At 51.3% G+C, this 17960-nt stretch carries 11 protein-coding genes and 3 tRNA genes; 5 read left to right on the top strand and 9 right to left on the bottom strand.

Going from position 1 to position 17960, the window contains the following annotated elements:
• Window positions 1-264: 264 nt before the first annotated feature.
• Both DXB92_RS04920 and DXB92_RS04915 read right to left on the bottom strand, forming a co-directional pair.
• Window positions 265-1443, bottom strand: coding sequence for a malic enzyme-like NAD(P)-binding protein (locus tag DXB92_RS04920; RefSeq protein ID WP_117733068.1), 1179 nt, complete (start codon window positions 1441-1443; stop codon window positions 265-267).
• 158 nt (window positions 1444-1601) lie between these two features.
• Window positions 1602-2540 (bottom strand): L-lactate dehydrogenase, encoded by a 939-nt coding sequence (locus tag DXB92_RS04915; protein ID WP_040647891.1) that lies wholly within the window; start codon window positions 2538-2540, stop codon window positions 1602-1604.
• 1591 nt (window positions 2541-4131) lie between these two features.
• Between DXB92_RS04915 and DXB92_RS04905 the strand changes: the two genes are divergently transcribed.
• Together DXB92_RS04905 and DXB92_RS04900 are read left to right on the top strand one after the other, a co-directional pair.
• Window positions 4132-6300, top strand: coding sequence for a glycoside hydrolase family 9 protein (locus DXB92_RS04905; RefSeq protein WP_117732835.1), 2169 nt, complete (start codon window positions 4132-4134; stop codon window positions 6298-6300).
• Window positions 6301-6705: 405 nt separating this feature from the next.
• Window positions 6706-8031, top strand: a complete 1326-nt coding sequence (locus tag DXB92_RS04900; protein ID WP_021682740.1) for a cation:proton antiporter — start codon at window positions 6706-6708, stop codon at window positions 8029-8031.
• 2079 nt (window positions 8032-10110) lie between these two features.
• Here the strand turns inward: DXB92_RS04900 and DXB92_RS04895 are convergent.
• Both DXB92_RS04895 and DXB92_RS04890 read right to left on the bottom strand, forming a co-directional pair.
• Entirely contained in the window at window positions 10111-11439 is a 1329-nt protein-coding gene (locus DXB92_RS04895; RefSeq protein ID WP_117732833.1) for a serine hydrolase domain-containing protein, read from the bottom strand.
• A 13-nt stretch (window positions 11440-11452) separates the two neighbouring features.
• A tRNA-Lys gene (locus DXB92_RS04890) sits at window positions 11453-11528 on the bottom strand.
• A gap of 403 nt (window positions 11529-11931) precedes the next feature.
• Between DXB92_RS04890 and DXB92_RS04885 the strand changes: the two genes are divergently transcribed.
• Both DXB92_RS04885 and DXB92_RS13525 read left to right on the top strand, forming a co-directional pair.
• Window positions 11932-12177: an AbrB/MazE/SpoVT family DNA-binding domain-containing protein gene (locus DXB92_RS04885; RefSeq protein ID WP_021682769.1), complete on the top strand. Its 246-nt coding sequence runs from the start codon at window positions 11932-11934 to the stop codon at window positions 12175-12177.
• A 340-nt stretch (window positions 12178-12517) separates the two neighbouring features.
• The gene (locus tag DXB92_RS13525) at window positions 12518-12655 is read left to right on the top strand and encodes a hypothetical protein (protein ID WP_181976912.1); all 138 of its coding nucleotides are present in this window, start codon (window positions 12518-12520) and stop codon (window positions 12653-12655) included.
• A gap of 161 nt (window positions 12656-12816) precedes the next feature.
• Here DXB92_RS13525 and DXB92_RS04880 read toward each other — a convergent pair whose 3' ends face one another.
• The 4 genes from DXB92_RS04880 to DXB92_RS04865 all read right to left on the bottom strand — a co-directional run bounded on the left by DXB92_RS04880 (window position 12817) and on the right by DXB92_RS04865 (window position 16435).
• The gene (locus DXB92_RS04880; protein ID WP_117732831.1) at window positions 12817-13551 is read right to left on the bottom strand and encodes a YwaF family protein; all 735 of its coding nucleotides are present in this window, start codon (window positions 13549-13551) and stop codon (window positions 12817-12819) included.
• A gap of 208 nt (window positions 13552-13759) precedes the next feature.
• Window positions 13760-13999, bottom strand: coding sequence for a hypothetical protein (locus tag DXB92_RS13520; protein WP_181976911.1), 240 nt, complete (start codon window positions 13997-13999; stop codon window positions 13760-13762).
• 128 nt (window positions 14000-14127) lie between these two features.
• Window positions 14128-14664, bottom strand: a complete 537-nt coding sequence (locus tag DXB92_RS04870; RefSeq protein WP_117732827.1) for a nitroreductase family protein — start codon at window positions 14662-14664, stop codon at window positions 14128-14130.
• A gap of 787 nt (window positions 14665-15451) precedes the next feature.
• Entirely contained in the window at window positions 15452-16435 is a 984-nt protein-coding gene (locus tag DXB92_RS04865; RefSeq protein WP_117732825.1) for a DnaD domain protein, read from the bottom strand.
• A gap of 79 nt (window positions 16436-16514) precedes the next feature.
• On the opposite strand from DXB92_RS04865, the gene DXB92_RS04860 reads away from it, so the two are divergent.
• Window positions 16515-16601, top strand: a tRNA-Leu gene (locus tag DXB92_RS04860).
• Between the two features lie 176 nt (window positions 16602-16777).
• Here DXB92_RS04860 and DXB92_RS04855 read toward each other — a convergent pair.
• Window positions 16778-16854 (bottom strand) — tRNA-Arg (locus DXB92_RS04855).
• Between the last annotated feature and the right edge of the window lie 1106 nt (window positions 16855-17960).

Below are 17960 nucleotides of genomic sequence, written 5' to 3'. Positions count from 1 at the left end.
TCCTGCAAAAGGTTCTCCGCAAGTCCACTGTCTATTTTAGCACATTTCACACAAATCCGCAAGTGCTTTTCCGGTTTTTTTCTATCTTTAATCATTTTTCAAAACATTCGCCGCCGAATCGGGATTTCACTTAAAAATATTACGCTTTCCCCTTGAATTTCATTCGATTTCAGGCAAAAAAAGCAGGGCACCGAAACCGGCACCCTGCCTCATTTCAAAAATGTTTCGAGCCTGTTTCGGGAAACCGGCTGTCACGAGAATACGTTACACTCTTGCAACGCCGGAATCCTTGGCTGCCTGTGCCACTGCCTTGGCAACGGCTTCGCTGACACCTTCTTCCAGCGGGCTGGGAATGATATATTCCGCAGACAGCTTATCAGGTGTTACAAAGTCGGCGATTGCCTTGGCTGCGGCGATCTTCATGGCGTCATTGATGTCGCTGGCACGAACGTCCAGTGCACCGCGGAAGATTCCCGGGAATGCCAGAACGTTGTTGATCTGGTTCGGGAAGTCGCTGCGTCCGGTGCCCATTACTGCCGCACCGGCTGCCAGTGCTTCGTCCGGCATGATCTCCGGCGTGGGGTTTGCCATCGCGAAGATGATCGGATCCTTTGCCATAGACTTCACCATTTCCGGTGTCACGCAGTGCGGAGCCGATACGCCAATGAAAACGTCTGCCCCTACCAGCATTTCTGCCAGTGTGCCTGCCTTGTGGCCGCTGTTGGTGATCTTTGCCATTTCTTCCTTCTGAGGGTTGAGGTTATCCCGTCCCTCGTAGATCGCACCGTGGCGGTCGCACAGAATGACATGGTGCGGATCCAGACCCATCGCGATCAGCAGGCGGATAATGGCAAGTCCGGCTGCACCGGCACCGCTGGTCACCACATTGATGTCGTGAATGTCCTTGCCGGTGAGCTTCAGTGCGTTGAGCATAGCTGCCAGTGTGACAACGGCAGTGCCGTGCTGGTCATCGTGGAAAATCGGAATGTCACAGCATTCCTTCAGACGACGCTCGATCTCGAAGCAGCGGGGTGCGGAAATGTCTTCCAGATTGACACCGCCAAAGCTGCCGGCGATCAGGCGAACCGTTTCTACGATCTCGTCCACATTCTTGGAGCGAACGCAAAGCGGAATCGCATCGACATTGCCGAAACGCTTGAACAGTGCACATTTGCCCTCCATGACCGGCATGCCGGCTTCCGGTCCGATGTCGCCCAGTCCGAGAACGGCGGTGCCGTCGGTGATGACTGCGACCAGATTGCCGCGGCGTGTCAGGTCATAGCTTTTGGAAACATCTTTCTGAATTTCCAGACAAGGCTCTGCAACGCCGGGGGTGTACGCCAGAGAAAGATCATCGGCGGTTTCCAGCGGTGCACGAAGTGTGACTTCGATCTTACCCTGCCATTTGTAGTGCAGTTTCAGAGATTCTGCTGCATAATCCATAATTTTTTTGTCCCTTTCCAACCAATCAATTACCTGTGTTCGGCAGTTTGCCGAAGTTTTTGTCAGCGGACAGTGCCGGTGCATCAGCCCCGCCGCTGTACGGCAGCCGTCTGCACAGAGATCTGTGCCGGCGTGCGAGTGCTTTTATACTATTTAAATTAGAGAGCCATCTGGTCGATTACAGAACGCAGTGCTTCGCCGCTCTTCTGGAAGCGTGCGATTTCCTCGTCAGTCATCGGCGGTGTGATCTCGTGTTCTACACCATTTGCACCCAGTACGCACGGCAGGCTCAGGCAAACGTCCTTTACGCCGTAGTGTGTGCCGTCCTGCAGTGTGGAAACTGTCAGAACTGCCTTGGTATCCCGCAGAATTGCTTCGGTGATCTGGCTGACAGACAGTGCAATTGCATAATATGTTGCACCCTTGCACTTGATGACCTCTGCACCGCCGTCGCGGACTTCCTGTTCGATCTCGTCCTTGTCGCCCAGATTTTCTACATTTGCACAGTATTCATCAAACTTCATGCCCGCAATGCTGGACAGGGACCACGGGATCATGGAAGAATCGCCGTGTTCACCGAATACATATGCGTGAATGTTCTTGATGTTCAGACCAGCGTGATCTGCCAGACAGGTACGCAGACGAGAAGAATCCAGAACGGTACCGGAACCGATGACCTGCTTGGGGTCCAGACCGGATACGCGAATTGCTTCATAGGTCAGCACGTCAACCGGATTGCTGACTACGAGATAACATGCGTGGGGAGCATACTTCACGATCTCCGGCATTACGGAAGCCATGATCTTTGCATTGGTCTTGCACAGATCGATACGGGTCTGACCCGGCTTTCTGGCAATACCAACGGTGATGATGACCATATCGGAATCTGCTGCGTCCGGATAATCACCGTCGTGAATATCGCAGGACGGGCAGAATGCATTACCCTGCATAATGTCCATAGCCTCACCCTTTGCCTTGGGCTTGTTGATGTCGATCAGCAGCAGTTCAGAGCAAAGACCTTTGATCGCCAGAGCAAATGCGATAGACGCACCAACATTTCCGGCACCGAGAACGGTAACTTTCTTTCCTTTTTTCAGCTTCTTTTCCACTTCAGAATTCCTCCTAAAACCTTATCTAGGACAATATTGCCCTGAGAATCCATACTCCATGCAGATCGCAGAAAGGATCTCTCTTTATCATACGCCACGCAGTGACAGAATGATAGAAGAAAACCGCCTTTGCCCTCTGCAACGGCACAGACAGCCGGTGCAGGTACAAAATCCAACACCCGTCTGCCTATACAATTTTATTATAACATGAACCGCACTTTTTTGCAAGATGCAATCTGGTTTTCCAGAATTTTTGTCACTTCATACAGATTTTTCCCGTTGGAAGCCGACAATCTCTACAAATTACAGCTTGTTTTGGGAGTTTGAAATAGCCTCCCCTTTAGGGGAGGGGAACCAGCGAAGCTGGTGGAGGGGTTCTTTCGTGAAGTCTTTTGCTTGATGTAAAAGATTTACAAGATAACCCCTCAGTCAAGCCTGCGGCTTGCCAGCTCAGCACAAGGCACGCCCTACGGGTGCCCTAAAGGGGAGCCTGAATAAAAAAGCCTCCCCTGAAAGGGGAGGGGGACCAGCGTAGCTGGTGGAGGGGTTCTTTTGTGGAATCTTTTGCTTAGTGTGTAAGTTTTCACAGAAGTCCCCCTCAGTCAAGCCTGCGGCTTGCCAGCGCCCCTTTCAGGGGAGGCTTTTTTATTCAGGCTCCCCTGAAAGGGGGGCTGGCAAGCCGCCGGCTTGACTGAGGGGGACTTCTGTGAAAACTTACACACTAAGCAAAAGATTCCACAAAAGAACCCCTCCACCAGCTACGCTGGTCCCCCGCCCCTTTCAGGGGAGCCTGAATAAAAACCCCCCCTTGAAAAGGGAGGGGAACCGCCGTTAGGCGGTGGAGGGATTTTTATGTGGAATCTTTTGCTTAATGTAAAAGGTCTACGATATAATCCCTCAGTCAGCCTGCGGCTGCCAGCTCCCTTTTCAAGGGAGCCTAAAATAAGCCTCCCCTTTAGGGGAGGGGGACCAGCGTAGCTGGTGGAGGGGTACTCCGTGAAATCTTTTGCTTGATGTAAAAGATTTACAAGATAACCCCTCAGTCACCTGCGGTGCCAGCTTCCCTTTCAGGGGAGCCTGAATAAAAAAGCCTCCCCTGAAAGGGGAGGGGGACCGCCGTAGGCGGTGGAGGGGTTCTTTCGTGAAGTCTTTTGCTTAGTGTGTAAGTTTTCACGGAAGTACCCCATTTTATACATCACCCCAAAAACAGACATTTTTTCTCCCCAATGTGGTTTACGCTTCGCCCTGCAAAAAGATCGTGGGATTTCATGGCGATTTCCTGTGATATTTTCATGAAAACTGCTTGACAATGTCGTGAAAACGTGCGATAATAAAAAGGAAAACGGTATTTTTCCGGCGGGTGTCCCCCGCAGCTGAAATATGCCGCAGAAAGCTGGCAGGATCGTACAGAACTTGTGCGTTACTGCCCGAACCTAAGGCAATACCGCACAAGGAGCGTCTGACGGCTTTGCACGCCATCTGCTTGCAAATTTCCCGTCATATTGCCCAGAAATCTGACAACGCACCTTACGCACAAGCTTTGTGCGGTACTGCCCTAACAGAAAGGAAGATGATACAAATGCGAAGATGCACACGTGCCGCAGCTCTGCTGACCGCAGTCTGTCTGGGTGTCAGTGCCCTGCCGCCGGTGTCTGTTTCTGCGGCGGACTTTTCCGCCAACTACGCCGAGGCTCTCCAGAAGTCCATGTACTTTTATGAATGCCAGCAGGCAGGGCCGCTTCCGGAATGGAACGAAGTGGAGTGGCGTGCCGATTCCACCATGTCCGACGAAATCACCGGCGGCTGGTACGATGCCGGCGACCATGTCAAGTTCAATCTGCCTATGGCGTATTCCGCTTCCATGCTGGCGTGGGGACTGTACCAGTACCCTGACGGGCTGGAGCAGACCGGCGAACTGGAAACCTATGTGAACAACCTCTCTTTTGTGCTGGACTATCTCGCCGCCTGTGACGAGGGCGACACCGCCGTTTATCAGGTGGGCAACGGACAGATGGATCACACCTGGTGGGGGCCGGTGGAGCTGCTGGAATACGGCATGAAGGACAACGGGGCAGACTACGCCAAAGCCAGAGCCGTACTCCGCGGAACGGATTCCGCTGTCTGCGGTGAAATGGCGGCGGCACTGGCGGCTGGCTCCTGTGCCCTCAAGGGCAGAAGCGACAAGACCGGCGACTATCTGAAACACGCCGAGAACCTGTTCCGGCTGGCAGACGAAACTCGAAGCGATGAAGCCTATAATAATAGTGATGCCAGCGGATTCTACCGTTCGTCCCACTTCTATGACGAACTGTTCTACGCGGCAAACTGGCTGTACATCGCCACCGGCGAGCAGTCCTATCTGGACAAGGCGACTTCCTATATTCCCAATCTGGGAAAGGAACTGGGCTCTGACGAACTGAAATATTCGTGGGGCATGTGCTGGGACGACGTGATGCAGGGCGGTCTGCTTCTGTACGCGATCAACACCAACGACAGCTTCTACATCGGACGGGTACAGAAGCACCTGAACTACTGGACGGACTCTGTGAAAACGCTGGACGGCGGTGCAAAGTGGCTGACCACCTGGGGCTGTCTGCGGTACGCCACCACTGCCGGATTTCTGGCAAGCGTGGCGTGTGACACCGTGCTGAAAGGCACCGACACGACAAAGTATCAGCAGTTCTACGAAGACCAGATCAACTACTGTCTGGGGGACAATCCGGACGGGCAGAGTTTCGTGGTGGGCTACGGAGAAAAATCCCCGCAGAATCCCCACCACCGGACGGCTCACGGCTCGTGGAAAAATGCACTGGATACGCCGGAAACCAACCGCCACATCTTATATGGAGCACTGGTGGGCGGCCCCAACGAGGACGGTTCCTACGAGGACGACCGGCAGAACTACATCAACAACGAGGTAGCATGCGACTACAACGCCGGTTTCACGGCACTGCTGTGCAAGATGACCGAAGCCTACGGCGGCACACCGGATCCGGATTTTCCGGAACCGGAAACGCGGGACAAGGAATTCTATGTGGAAACCAAGCTGACGGAAACTTCCGGCGGCGTGACGCTGAGTTTCAAGCTGACCAACCACTCGGCATGGCCGGCACGGATCGAGGACAACTTGTCCTATCGGTATTACATGGATCTGTCTGAAGTCATCAACGCTGGCTTCCAGCCCGGCGATGTAGTCATGCGGGTAGACCGCGATCAGGCGAAGATGTACGACGACTACACGCCGGCACAGATCTCGGAAGTGCAGCACTACAAGGACAACATCTACTATATTGAAGTGACCTATCCGGACGGCCGTGTTGCCATGCCGATCTCCGAGGGACAGCACCAGTGCGAACTGATGCTGGCTCTGGTTTTCCCGGATTACCAGACTGGCTGGGACGCTTCCAACGACTATTCCAACACGGACTTGCTGAAAAACGTGGGCGAGTATGTCATTTCGGACTGCATTCCGGTATACCAGAACGGCGTGCTGATCTCCGGCAGAGAGCCGGACGGCAAGGAGCCGGTGACAACTACTGTTACCACGCCCCAGAAGCCGGATACGCTGCTGGGCGATGTCAATACAGACAGCAAGGTGAACACTGCTGATCTGGTGCTGCTGATCCAGTATCTGCTGGGCAACAAAAAGCTTTCCAAGGCCGGGGCTGCCAACGCCGATCTCCACGCCGACAAGATGGTGAACGGTCTGGACGCGGCAGTGCTGCGGCAGAATCTGGCGGGGGATTGAAAGTCTTTTTTTGTAATGAAAAAGATTCCACGTGAGAACCCCTCCACCGCCTAACGGCGGTCCCCCTCCCCTAAAGGGGAGGCTTGGCTTGTTCAGGCTCTCCTTTGTTGTATTATAGGCTCCCCTGTAAGGGAGCTGGCAAGCCGTAGGCTTGACTGAGGGGTACTTCTGTGTAACCTAAAACATTATGAAAAAGATTCCACGTGAGAACCCCTCCACCGCCTAACGGCGGTTCCCCTTTCAGGGGAGGCTGATTTAGGCTCCCTTGAAAGGGGAGGCTAGTTAGGCTCTGCGGCAGGCGGAGGGAGTGCTTTGATAAAACTGACCACATGGTACCGTCAAACCAAAACTGACATAGGATCATTCTTGACAGAAAGCAAATTATAAAGGGAGATAGAAACCATTATGGGTTTGAAAGATTTTTTATTCAACAATGATTATTCTTTTTTACTGCAAATCGCGATCATTCTGTTGTCCACCAAGCTGCTGGGGCTGCTGACCAAGCGGATCAGCCTGCCGCAGGTCGTTGGTGCACTGGCAGCCGGCATCATTCTCGGCCCGATGCTGCTGGACGTTGTAGAACGGAATGACCTGATCGTCAGTCTGGCAGAACTGGGCGTTATCGTCCTCATGTTCAGTGCCGGACTGGAAACCGACATTCAGGAACTGAAAAAGGCAGGACTTGCCTCCTTTGTCATTGCCCTGCTGGGCGTCATTGTTCCGCTGGTAGGCGGATTTTTCCTCGCCGACTTCTACAATACGGAACAGAATCCGGAAATGGCTTCCCTGTTCTGGCAGAACATTTTCATCGGTGTTGTCCTGACTGCAACTTCCGTCAGCATCACCGTAGAAACTCTGAAGGAACTGGGTGCCCTGAACTCCCGTGCCGGCAATGCCATTCTGGGTGCTGCCGTAATCGATGACATTCTGGGCATTATCGCTCTGACTGTCGTTATCAGTCTGGGCGGCAAGAAGACCGGCGACGGCGGCGGCGAAAAGACACTGGGCACACTGCTGGTCAACGACGGCGTATTCGCTGTTGTCATCAACATTCTGGCGTTCTTCATTGTGGCGATCGGTGCCGCTGTACTGTACCACTTCTTCTTTAAAAAGTGGCGGGAATCCAGCAACGAGAACCTCCGCCGTCACAACATCGTGACATTTGTTTTCTGCCTGCTGCTGTCCTTTATTGCCGAGATCTGCTTCGGCGTTGCCGACATCACCGGTGCATTCGTTGCCGGTCTGGCAGTATCCGGTCTGAAAAAGAACGAGTATGTAGTCAACCGTTTCAACACGTTGTCCTACATGCTCCTGTCCCCTATCTTCTTCGCAAACATCGGTCTGGCAATGACGCTGGACGGTCTGACCGGAAAGCTGATCGTGTTCATGCTGCTGCTGATGCTGCTGGCAGTTGTCACCAAGGTGATCGGCTGCGGTCTGGGTGCAAAGATCATGCGGTACACCAACAAGGAGAGCCTGCAGATCGGTATCGGTATGATCTCCCGTGGTGAGGTCGCCCTGATCGTCGCCAACAAGGGTGCTTCTGTAGGGCTGATGAGCGAGAAGTTCATGACACCGCTGGTCATCATGGTGGTATTCACCACGATCGTCACCCCGATCCTGCTGAAGTTCGTCTTCCCGAAAAAGAAAGACAACTCCGGAGAAACACCGTCCGGAGAACTGGCAGGACTGGAAAAAAGCGGTATCAATACCGGTCTGGAAGAATCCTAAGGAAACACTGTATAAGTTTGACGTTTTGACGGAAACCATATAATAAAACACCAGCATCAACGGGAGGACGTTCCGGTTGATGCTGGTGTTTTTTTGTGGGTGTCTGCGAAAAGCAGCATAAACTATCGTTTGACATTTTTCACGTAGTGTGATATACGAAATACTCGAGGGCATACCTGAAACGGTAGGCGGCTCGCTATCCTTGGGCGAGTCTGCCGTCGCCATTTCCGCTGGGCGACGGGCTGGTCGATTCCTGCTCCCACAATCTTCTATTTGAATTGATGGGAGGTGATGCATGATGATGGATGTAATTTCTTTTATCGTAAGCATTTTTTGTAATGTCTTTCGTGCAGTTCTTGCATACTTAGCATACAAAAAGAAATAACCGCCCCCAAGCTCCAACTTAAGGCGGCTATTTTATAACCGTGGGAGCAGACCGTCTACTGGTGTGCTCTCTTTACTTTTATTATACGCGATTTTCTCTGATTTGTCAAGTCATTTTTATTCTTGCGAAAACAACGGAAACCATCGTTTGACATTTTTTGCGTAGTGTGATATACGAAATACTCGAGGGCATACCTAAAACGGTAGGCGGCTCGCTATCCTTGGGCGAGTCTGCCGTCGCCATTTCCGCTGGGCGACGGGCTGGTCGATTCCGGCTCCCAGAAGGGAGTGAGTGATATGGAATACGTAACTTGGTCAGATTTGATTCAGTACAGTATCCTGATCGTTGCTATTATAGCATTGATGCACGATATTTTCCATAATAACGATAATAAACGGAAATAACCGCCCCAAAGCTGCCACCTTGAGCGGTTATTTCAAATAACTCAAACTTGGGAGCAGACCGTCTACTGGTGTGCTCTCTTTACTTTTATTATACGCGATTTTCTCCGATTTGTCAAGTCATTTTTATTCTTGCGAAAACAACGGAAACTATCGTTTGACATTTTTTGCGTAGTGTGATATACGAAATACTCGAGGGCATACCTAAAACGGTAGGCGGCTCGCTATCCTTGGGCGAGTCTGCCGTCGCCATTTCCGCTGGGCGACGGGCTGGTCGATTCCGGCTCCCAGAAGGGAGTGAGTGATATGGAATACGTAACTTGGTCAGATTTGATTCAGTACAGTATCCTGATCGTTGCTATTATAGCATTGATGCACGATATTTTCCATAATAACGATAATAAACGGAAATAACCGCCCCAAAGCTGCCACCTTGAGCGGTTATTTCAAATAACTCAAACTTGGGAGCAGACCGTCTACTGGTGTGCTCTCTTTACTTTTATTATACGCGATTTTCTCCGATTTGTCAAGTCATTTTTATTCTTGCGAAAACAACGGAAACTATCGTTTGACATTTTTTGCGTAGTGTGATATACGAAATACTCGAGGGCATACCTAAAACGGTAGGCGGCTCGCTATCCTTGGGCGAGTCTGCCATCGCCATTTCCGCTGGGCGACGGGCTGGTCGATTCCGGCTCCCAGAAGGGAGGAAGTGCGAATGAACATAGACATTCTCGTCAAGTGCATTAGCATGGTTTGTGAAGTCTTTAAGGCGTATCTTGCTTACTTAAACTTCAAAAAACGGAAATAACCGCCCTGAAGCTACCAACTCGCGGCGGTTATTTCTTCTTAACCATAAACAGTGGGAGCAGACCGTCTGCTGGTGTGCTCTCTTTGTTTTTATTATACGCGATTTTTGCTGATTTGTCAAGTCATTTTTATTCTTGCGAAAACAACGGGAACTATGGTTTGACATTTTTTGCGTAATGTGATATAATAAAAAGCCGAGGGCATACCAATAACGGTAGGCGGTCGATTCCTGCTCCCAGAAGGGAGTGAGTGCGAATGAACATAGACATTCTCGTCAAGTGCATTAGCATGGTTTGCGAAGTCTTTAAGGCGTATCTTGCTTACTTAAACTTCAAAAAACGGAAATAACCGCCCCAGCTTCCCAACTTAGGCGGTTATCTTCGAATAGCACATAGTGGGAGCAGACCGTCTACTGGTGTGCTCTCTTTACTTTTATTATACGCGATTTTTGCTGATTTGTCAAGTCTGTTTTTCACTTTATCATCACAAGCACCCGAATGTGATCGCCCGCAGTTTCCGCACAATATCGCTGGTGCTGCCGCCGCAGACCTGAATCAGATACAACAGCACAGTGCCGTCCTGCGGGGACACACAGAAATACGGTCCTGTCCAGCCGTCCCAGCCGAATTCCCCAGCCGGCACATTGGTCATGCACACCAGCGGATCTTCCAGCACCCGCAGCAGGTTGCCATAGGTATAGCCTTTCAGCTGCTCCCAGTCAATTCCCGTTTTCTGGGCATCACTCAGCTGCGGCGTGGTGAGATACCGCCATGTGTTCTCGCCGATCAGACGCACGCCGCTTTCCCGATGCAGACCTTTTCCCGCCAGCAGATTGGCAAACCGGGCATAGTCCTGCATGGTAGAGATCAGCCCCGCCCCGCCGGAGAAAAACGCCGGCTTCTTCCGGTAGTCCGTCATGCCCAGATGGGGATCCGGCTCTATCGCCAGCCCGCAGAAATCTTCGCCCCAGTGATACTGATACAGCTGTGCCAGACGGGAACGCTTTTCCGCCGGCACGTAGAAATCTGTATCTGTCATGCCCAGCGGCTGGAAGATCTGCTTCCGGTACAGCTCGTCCAATGGCATGTCTGCCGCCTTTTCCAGCACTGCCCCCAGAATATCCGCCGAAGCTCCATATGACCACTTCTCTCCCGGCTGAAACAGCAGCGGCACTTCTTCCCCCACACGCCATGCGAATTCCTGCGTATCCACAGGGTGGTCAGTGGCGTTCCGGCGGTCGATCTCGCCATAAAACGCCCCCATTTTCTTCTGGGATTCGCTCCAGCAGTCCGGATAGGGAATGCCGGAGGTCATGTTCAGCAAATCCTGAATGCAGATCTCCCGCTTCGCCGGCACCAGTTCACCGTGCACATCTACCAGCTTCTCCCGAAAGGCAGGAATATACCACGAAACCGGATCGCTCAGTTCCAGCTTGCCGGACTCCCAAAGCTGCATGGTCGCCACCGCCGTCACCGGCTTGGTCATGGAGAAGATGCGGAACAGGGTGTCCGTCCGCATGGGCGTTTCCTGTTCCCGATCTGCCAGACCGTATGCCTTACACAAATATTCTTCCTGATTCTGGTATACGCCTACGCAGGCACCGGTGATCTTTCCCTCCTGCATGCCTTTTTGAATGACAGAATCTACCCGACCAGCCAGCCGGATTTGTTTTTCCAGTTCCACGCCGCTACGCCGCCTTTCTCTCCTGCCGGCTGCCCGCGGAACCGGCTTCAGGACAACCTCATAAAAATCCGACAGGCGGATTTTTGATAAGATTGCCGCATACAGCAAAAAGTCCGTATCACAAACCATGATACGGACTTCTTGGTGAGATATGAGGGATTTGAACCCTCGACCCTACGCTTAAAAGGCGTATGCTCTGCCAACTGAGCTAATATCTCATGATGCTGCAAGCAACGTATATTATTATAGCACATCATTCCGGTTCTGTCAAGTGCTTTTTTGCTTTTTCTTACAATTTCAATATAAGAAAAAATTATGGAATGATAAGTTTCCGAAATAGGGAGAAAAAAGTCATTTTATAGATTGACAGATTTCGGAAAATGTTGTATAATAGCACTTGTAGATCGGAATACATTCCTCCGGTCTGAAAGCGACCTGTTTTCCATAGAAAATGCACTTTAGATCTCTGTAGCACTGCGGAATCGCTGTTTTTTCAGCAGTAAAACCGACAGGTCTGCCCGCAGAGATCCGGCAGAAACTGTGTATTTCTTTTCAAAAACAGGCAAAGGAATCTGTTTACTTCTGGTAAAAGCAAACAGGCAGAAAGGAAGATTGTGTAAAATGAAAGACTCTGGCATTATGCGTCGTGTAGACAGCCTCGGACGTTTTGTCCTGCCGAAAGAACTGCGTCGGCAGCTGCAGATCGAGTGCAACGACTACCTGCAGATCTACACCGAAGGTGAAAAAATCATTATCCAGAAGGCACAGTGCAGCTGTGCTCTTTGCGGACGCACAGATGACTTGATCGACTTCAACGACAAGAAAGTCTGCAAGTCCTGCGTTGGCCTTATCAAGGACTATCTTTAAAAACAAACTGTCCGGCAGCAGCTTTCTTTACCGGACAGAAGAAAACGCCGGCATTGTCCGGCGTTTTTTTGCTTTGAGGCAGAGCCTTTTGCGTGAAAGCAGATCGTCTGCTGTACTGGCAGACTCTCTTTTCTTATGCATTTTTTGCTGGTTTGTCAAGTCTGTTTTTGCTTGACAAACTGTATTTTTCCCTGCGAAAAGCAAGACAAACTATGGTTTGACATTTTTCGCGTAGTGTGATATAATAAAAAGCCGAGGGCATACCTGAAACGGTAGGCGGTCAAGTCTTTTTCTGATTTTTGCTCCCACTGCTCATTGGAACAGATGGGAGGTGATCGGTATGATGGATCAATACATCACTTTAGGTGATTTGCTGAGAATCGGCAGCTTTCTGCTGGATTGCATCAGCGTGATCTTATACATTTACTATAATCATAAAAATAGTAATCAGAATCACCACGGCAAGAAAAAGAAATAACCGCCCCTAGTCTCCAAACTGCGGCGGTTATTCTTTAACATAATGCAGTGGGAGCAGACCGTCTACTGGTGTGCGCTCTTTACTTTTATTATACGCGATTTTTTCCGGTTTGTCAAGTCTGTTTTTGCTTATCGATTTATGCAACAATATGACCGGCGATTCTACCTCCGCCCGCCGCACAAACGTCGGAGTACCGCGGGAATTCCGTACATGCCTGCCCAGATCAGAGCCATCAGCACCGGCAGCCCGATCAGATGACTGCCGAACACCTGTTCAAACCAGACCAGCGGCGAACCGGAGGACGGGCGTTCCAGAAAGAAAAAGTTGGTGCCGAAGTGGCGGTTCACCAGCGAAACCGGCACACACGCCGCCGCCACACAGGTGAAGCAAAACGGCAGCCGTTTCCAGTTGGGGCGAAGTATCCCGCGAGCCAGCAGCACCGCCGGCACCAGCACCAGCAGCCCGTGGAGCAGGAAGCTGTGCAGGCTGAAAAAGTTCCACAGGGGCAGCGAGAACCAGTTGGGAAACAGCAGTGCCAGACACGCTCCCGGCAGTGAAAGGCTGTAGACCGGTTCCAGCAGCAGCGGACGGGGTTTTCGCACTGCGGCAAATTCCACAAAAATGGACAGCCCGCACAGATCCAGCGGCAGATAGTTGGGACGAAACTGCCCCGTGTACAGCAGCACGCCGTCCTTGCAGATCTCCAGCAAAAGTGCTGCCCATGTCAGCCCGCATAACAGCCGGTGCACAGTTTCCGGTTTCCAGCGGCAGCAGGTCAGGGCAATCGCCAGCACTGCCAGAACGATCCCGCCCAGCCACAGCAAATGGGCAATGCCAAACAGCCGAAACCCCAGCCCGTCCGGCACATGTTCCTGAATTGTCCAGAAGTACGTCATCTCCTCACCCTCTCCTATTCAGTATACCGCATTTTTGTGAAAAATACAAGGGTTCTTATTGGAATACGTCCAGACAGGGAAAAGATTCCACGAAAGAACCCCTCCACCGCCTGCCGGCGGTTCCCCTCGTACTGAGCGGTCCCCTCTGCCCTGCGGGCATCTCCCCACCCCGTGGGGAGTCACCCCTAAAGGGGAGGCATTTTTTTATTCAGCCTCCCTTGAAAAGGGAGGTGGCACGAAGTGCCGGAGGGATTTCTTCTGGGAAATCTTCCCCCACCATGTCACGCTTTACACCCTCCTCCTGCATTTCAAAGGCAGCCAATTGCCAAAACCGCACCAAACAAAAAACCGGATTCTCCAAGAGAAATCCGGTCTTTTTATTACGGCAATACCGCACAAAGAGCGTCTGGCGACTTTGCACGCCATCTGCTTGCAAATTTCCCGTCATATTTCACAAAAATGCTCGTGAATACATCAAGTATTCACTCCGCTTTTTGTTTCATCTGACGAAAAATTTGACGACGCATCTGTCGCACAATCTTTGTGCGGTATTGCCTTACCTTAATATGCTCCGCATCAATCCTGATAAGTTTCAAACCACACGGTTTCTTCCAGCGGCTTGCGTTCGGTGTCGTAGCGGGACGGCTCCTTGACTGCCTCCGGCTTGGGGTAGCCCAGACAGAGCAGAGCGTCCGGCACGTAGTTTTCCGGCAGGTGGAATTCTTCCCGCAGGATCGCCGGATCAAACCGTTCCACCCAGAGAGAGCCCAGTCCCTGTTCCGTTGCCGCCAGCATCATATACGTTGTGACAATGGACGCATCGATCTCATGAATGCAGTGCCCGTCGAAGCTGCGAACCCAGCAGTCCGATGTATCGGAACAAACCATGATGACTGCCTTGGCGGTATAGGCGTTGGTGTTGTGCATCGCCTTTGCCATTTTTTCCAGTCCCTCCGGCGACTGCACCACCAGAAGCCGCTGGGGCTGGTGGTTTTTTCCGGTGGGAGCCAGCCGTCCGGCTTCCAGTACCGCCTGTAAGTGTTCCGGTGCAACGGGCTTGTCCTCATAGGCACGGACAGAGCATCTCTTTTTCGCAAGTTCCATAAAATTCATGACGTATCTTCCTTTCCGGTGGTCGCGGGTGGTTTTTCTTCAGGCAATACCGCACAAAGATTGTGCGACAGATGCGTCGTCAAATTTTTCGTCAGATGAAACAAAAAGCGGAGTGAATACTTGATGTATTCACGAGCATTTTTGTGAAATATGACGGGAAATTTGCAAGCAGATGGCGTGCAAAGTCGTCAGACGCTCTTTGTGCGGTATTGCCTTCATTATAGCATGTTTTTTGGGGGATTGCAAGGGGGGAATGGGGAACTTTGCGGGGGATTAGCTGCCCTTGATTTCACAAAGGGAGAACCCCTCCACCGCCTGCCGGCGGTTCCCCTCGTACTGAGCGGTTCCCTCTGCCCTGCGGGCATCTCCCCACCCCGTGGGGAGTCACTCCTAAAGGGGAGGCTTTAATCAGGCTCCCCTTTAGGGGAGCTGGCACCGCAGGTGACTGAGGGGTGCTTCTGTGGAATCTGATACAACAGGGAAAAGATTTACGAAATATCCCTCCACCAGCTTCGCTGGTCCCCCTCCCTTTTCAAGGGAGGCTTTTTCATTCAGGCTCCCTTTTTGTGTATAGGCTCCCCCTATAGGGGAGCTGGCAAGCCGCAGGCTTGACTGAGGGGTTATCTCGTAAATCTTTTACATCAAGCAAAAGATTTCACGAAGAACCCCTCCACCGCCTGCCGGCGGTTCCCCTCGTACTGAGCGGTCCCCTCTGCCCTGCGGGCATCTCCCCACCCCGTGGGGAGTCACCCCTTTCAGGGGAGGCTTTTTCAGGCTTTCCCGCCTATTACTCATTATAAATAAACGACTGATACGCGTCGCCGTTTTCGCTTTGGGGCGTGCTGGGTTTACCGCCGGTCTTTTTGCTGCTGGGCGGGGTATCTTTCGTGTCCACATCGACACGGGTGCGGTATCCGGCTTCTGTCCAGCGGGTGAGGATCGAGTTCAGATATTCGAAAACCAGTTTTCCCGTGCTCTCCACCGTCTTTTCGTAAGCGTAGACGATCAGTTCCATGGGGATCTTTTTATCCTGCCACATGTCGATGAACTCCTGCTGTTTCGTGGTGGGCTTTCGGTGCATCTCGAAGGCTTTCTGAATGTGTCCGGTAAAGCTGCGGCGGTATTCCATATCGTTAATGGCATCGTTGACCTGCGTCAGCGTGTGAATGCCCTCGTTCCACCACTGCGTAATGATGCTTTCGGCGTAGTTGACGCTGCACTTGTCGATGGACTTGCAGTAGAGCAGCACCGTGAGAATGATCTCGCTGCCGATGTTGTTGCCGTCGTGCATCCAGACGAGGGACTTCTGCTCGATGTGCCGCAGCGGTCTGCCCAGCTGCTGCTCCGACATGCGAAACAGGTCTTTCAAGTCCTCGGAAGCTTCCAGTGCGGTGGAAATTTCCAGCGGGCTCATCTCGCCGCATTTTTTGCTGGTCTGGAGCAGATGCGGCTGACTGCCGCGGGACTGCTTTTCCGCAGCCGGTCTGGCTGTGGGCTGCTCCGCGTTTTTTTGCGGCTGTTCGGCAGACTGTTCTTCCACAGTGAACAGGGTAGTCTGCGACCAGAACAGCACCGCTTCTTCCACCAGTTCCTCCGGAATGCCCAGAGCCTTGGCGATCTCATCGTGTGCAAGGTTCGGGCGGTTGCTGCGGAGCAGATAGAGCAGCACTTTCAGCTGGGACGGCGTTGCCAGCTTCAGATATTGGTCTACCACGGCATTCGGCACGCCGAACATCTGCCCGAAGCCGGAGATATGTACGCTAAGATTCACAAAAAATTCCTCCCTGCGAAAAAATTGCAAAAAAGACTTGACAGCGGTTGACGTTTGTGCTATAATTAGTTATGTTGTCGCCGACATGTTGGAATTGGCAGACGAGACGGACTCAAAATCCGTTGCCAGCAATGGCGTGTGGGTTCAAGTCCCACTGTCGGCACCAAATCTGATCGCCTGTACCCTTTGGTATGGGCGATTTTTGTTTTCCATGGGAGATGCCCCATGAAATTCTATGCCTGTCCGGCGGGGAACATGCCTGACTGCCGGCAAACAGATAGAAAAAAAACCCATGCTACATAATGTAACACAGGTATGTTTCCGTACTTCGAAAGAAATACTTGGCGTGCCCAGAGGGATTCGAACCCCCGACCTACTGGTTCGTAGCCAGTCACTCTATCCAGCTGAGCTATGGGCACATTTTCTTTTGAGAACCGTTGTCCTCACAACAATAGCTATTATATCACATCTTTTGCAGCTTGTCAAGCGTTTTTTCGAATTTTTTTCGGGATTTTCAAAAAAAGTCTGTATCACACGCAATTTCGGCGGTTTTTTGCTTAAGGGAGTGACAGAAAGGGCAAACGCAGTGCATTTGCTGCCAAGCAAAAACAGACTTGACAAACCGGAAAAAATCGCGTATAATAAAAGTAAAGAGAGCACACCAGTAGACGGTCTGCTCCCAATGAAATGGTTAAGAAATAACCGCCTTTAGTTGGAAGCTTTGGGGCGGTTATTTCCGTTTATTATCGTTATTATGGAAAATATCGTGCATCAATGCTATAATAGCAACGATCAGGATACTGTACTGAATCAAATCTGACCAAGTTACGTATTCCATATCACTCACTCCCTTTCTGGGAGCCGGAATCGACCAGCCCGTCGCCCAGCGGAAATGGCGACGGCAGACTCGCCCAAGGATAGCGAGCCGCCTACCGTTTCAGGTATGCCCTCGGCTTTTTATTATATCACACTACGCGAAAAATGTCAAACCATAGTTTATGCTGTTTTTCGCAAGAATAAGTATAGGTTATTCGCAGTTGTCAAGCAAAAACGGACTTGACAAACCAGCAAAAATCGCGTATAATAAAAGTAAAGAGAGCACACCAGTAGACGGTCTGCTCCCATTTGCGAATATGTTATAGAATAACCGTCACAAGTTGGGGAACTTCAGGGGCGGTTATTTCTTTTTCTTCTTGTGATTACGGTTGCCATGTTTTTTATACAATGAAGTGATAAATGTTGCCAGAGAAATCAGAAACGTTCCGATTTCCAGTAAATCACGAAATGTAACAAAACTATCCACTGCAATCACCTCCCATATGCTGGATTATGCAAATGGGAGGGAGTACTCCGAACAAACCGCCTACCGTTTCAGGTATGCCCTCGGCTTTTTATTATATCACACTACGCGAAAAATGTCAAACCATAGTTTTCGTTGTTTTTCGCAAGAATAAATATGGCTTCCTCGCAGTTGCCAAGCAAAAACAGACTTGACAAACCGGAAAAAATCGCGTATAATAAAAGT

Origin of the sequence: Ruminococcus sp. OM06-36AC, from assembly GCF_003438725.1 — a bacterium.
Classification (GTDB): Bacteria; Bacillota; Clostridia; order Oscillospirales; family Ruminococcaceae; genus Ruminococcus_C; species Ruminococcus_C callidus.
Note: the sequence above shows the minus strand (reverse complement) of the source record. Positions and strands in the feature narration are given on the sequence as shown.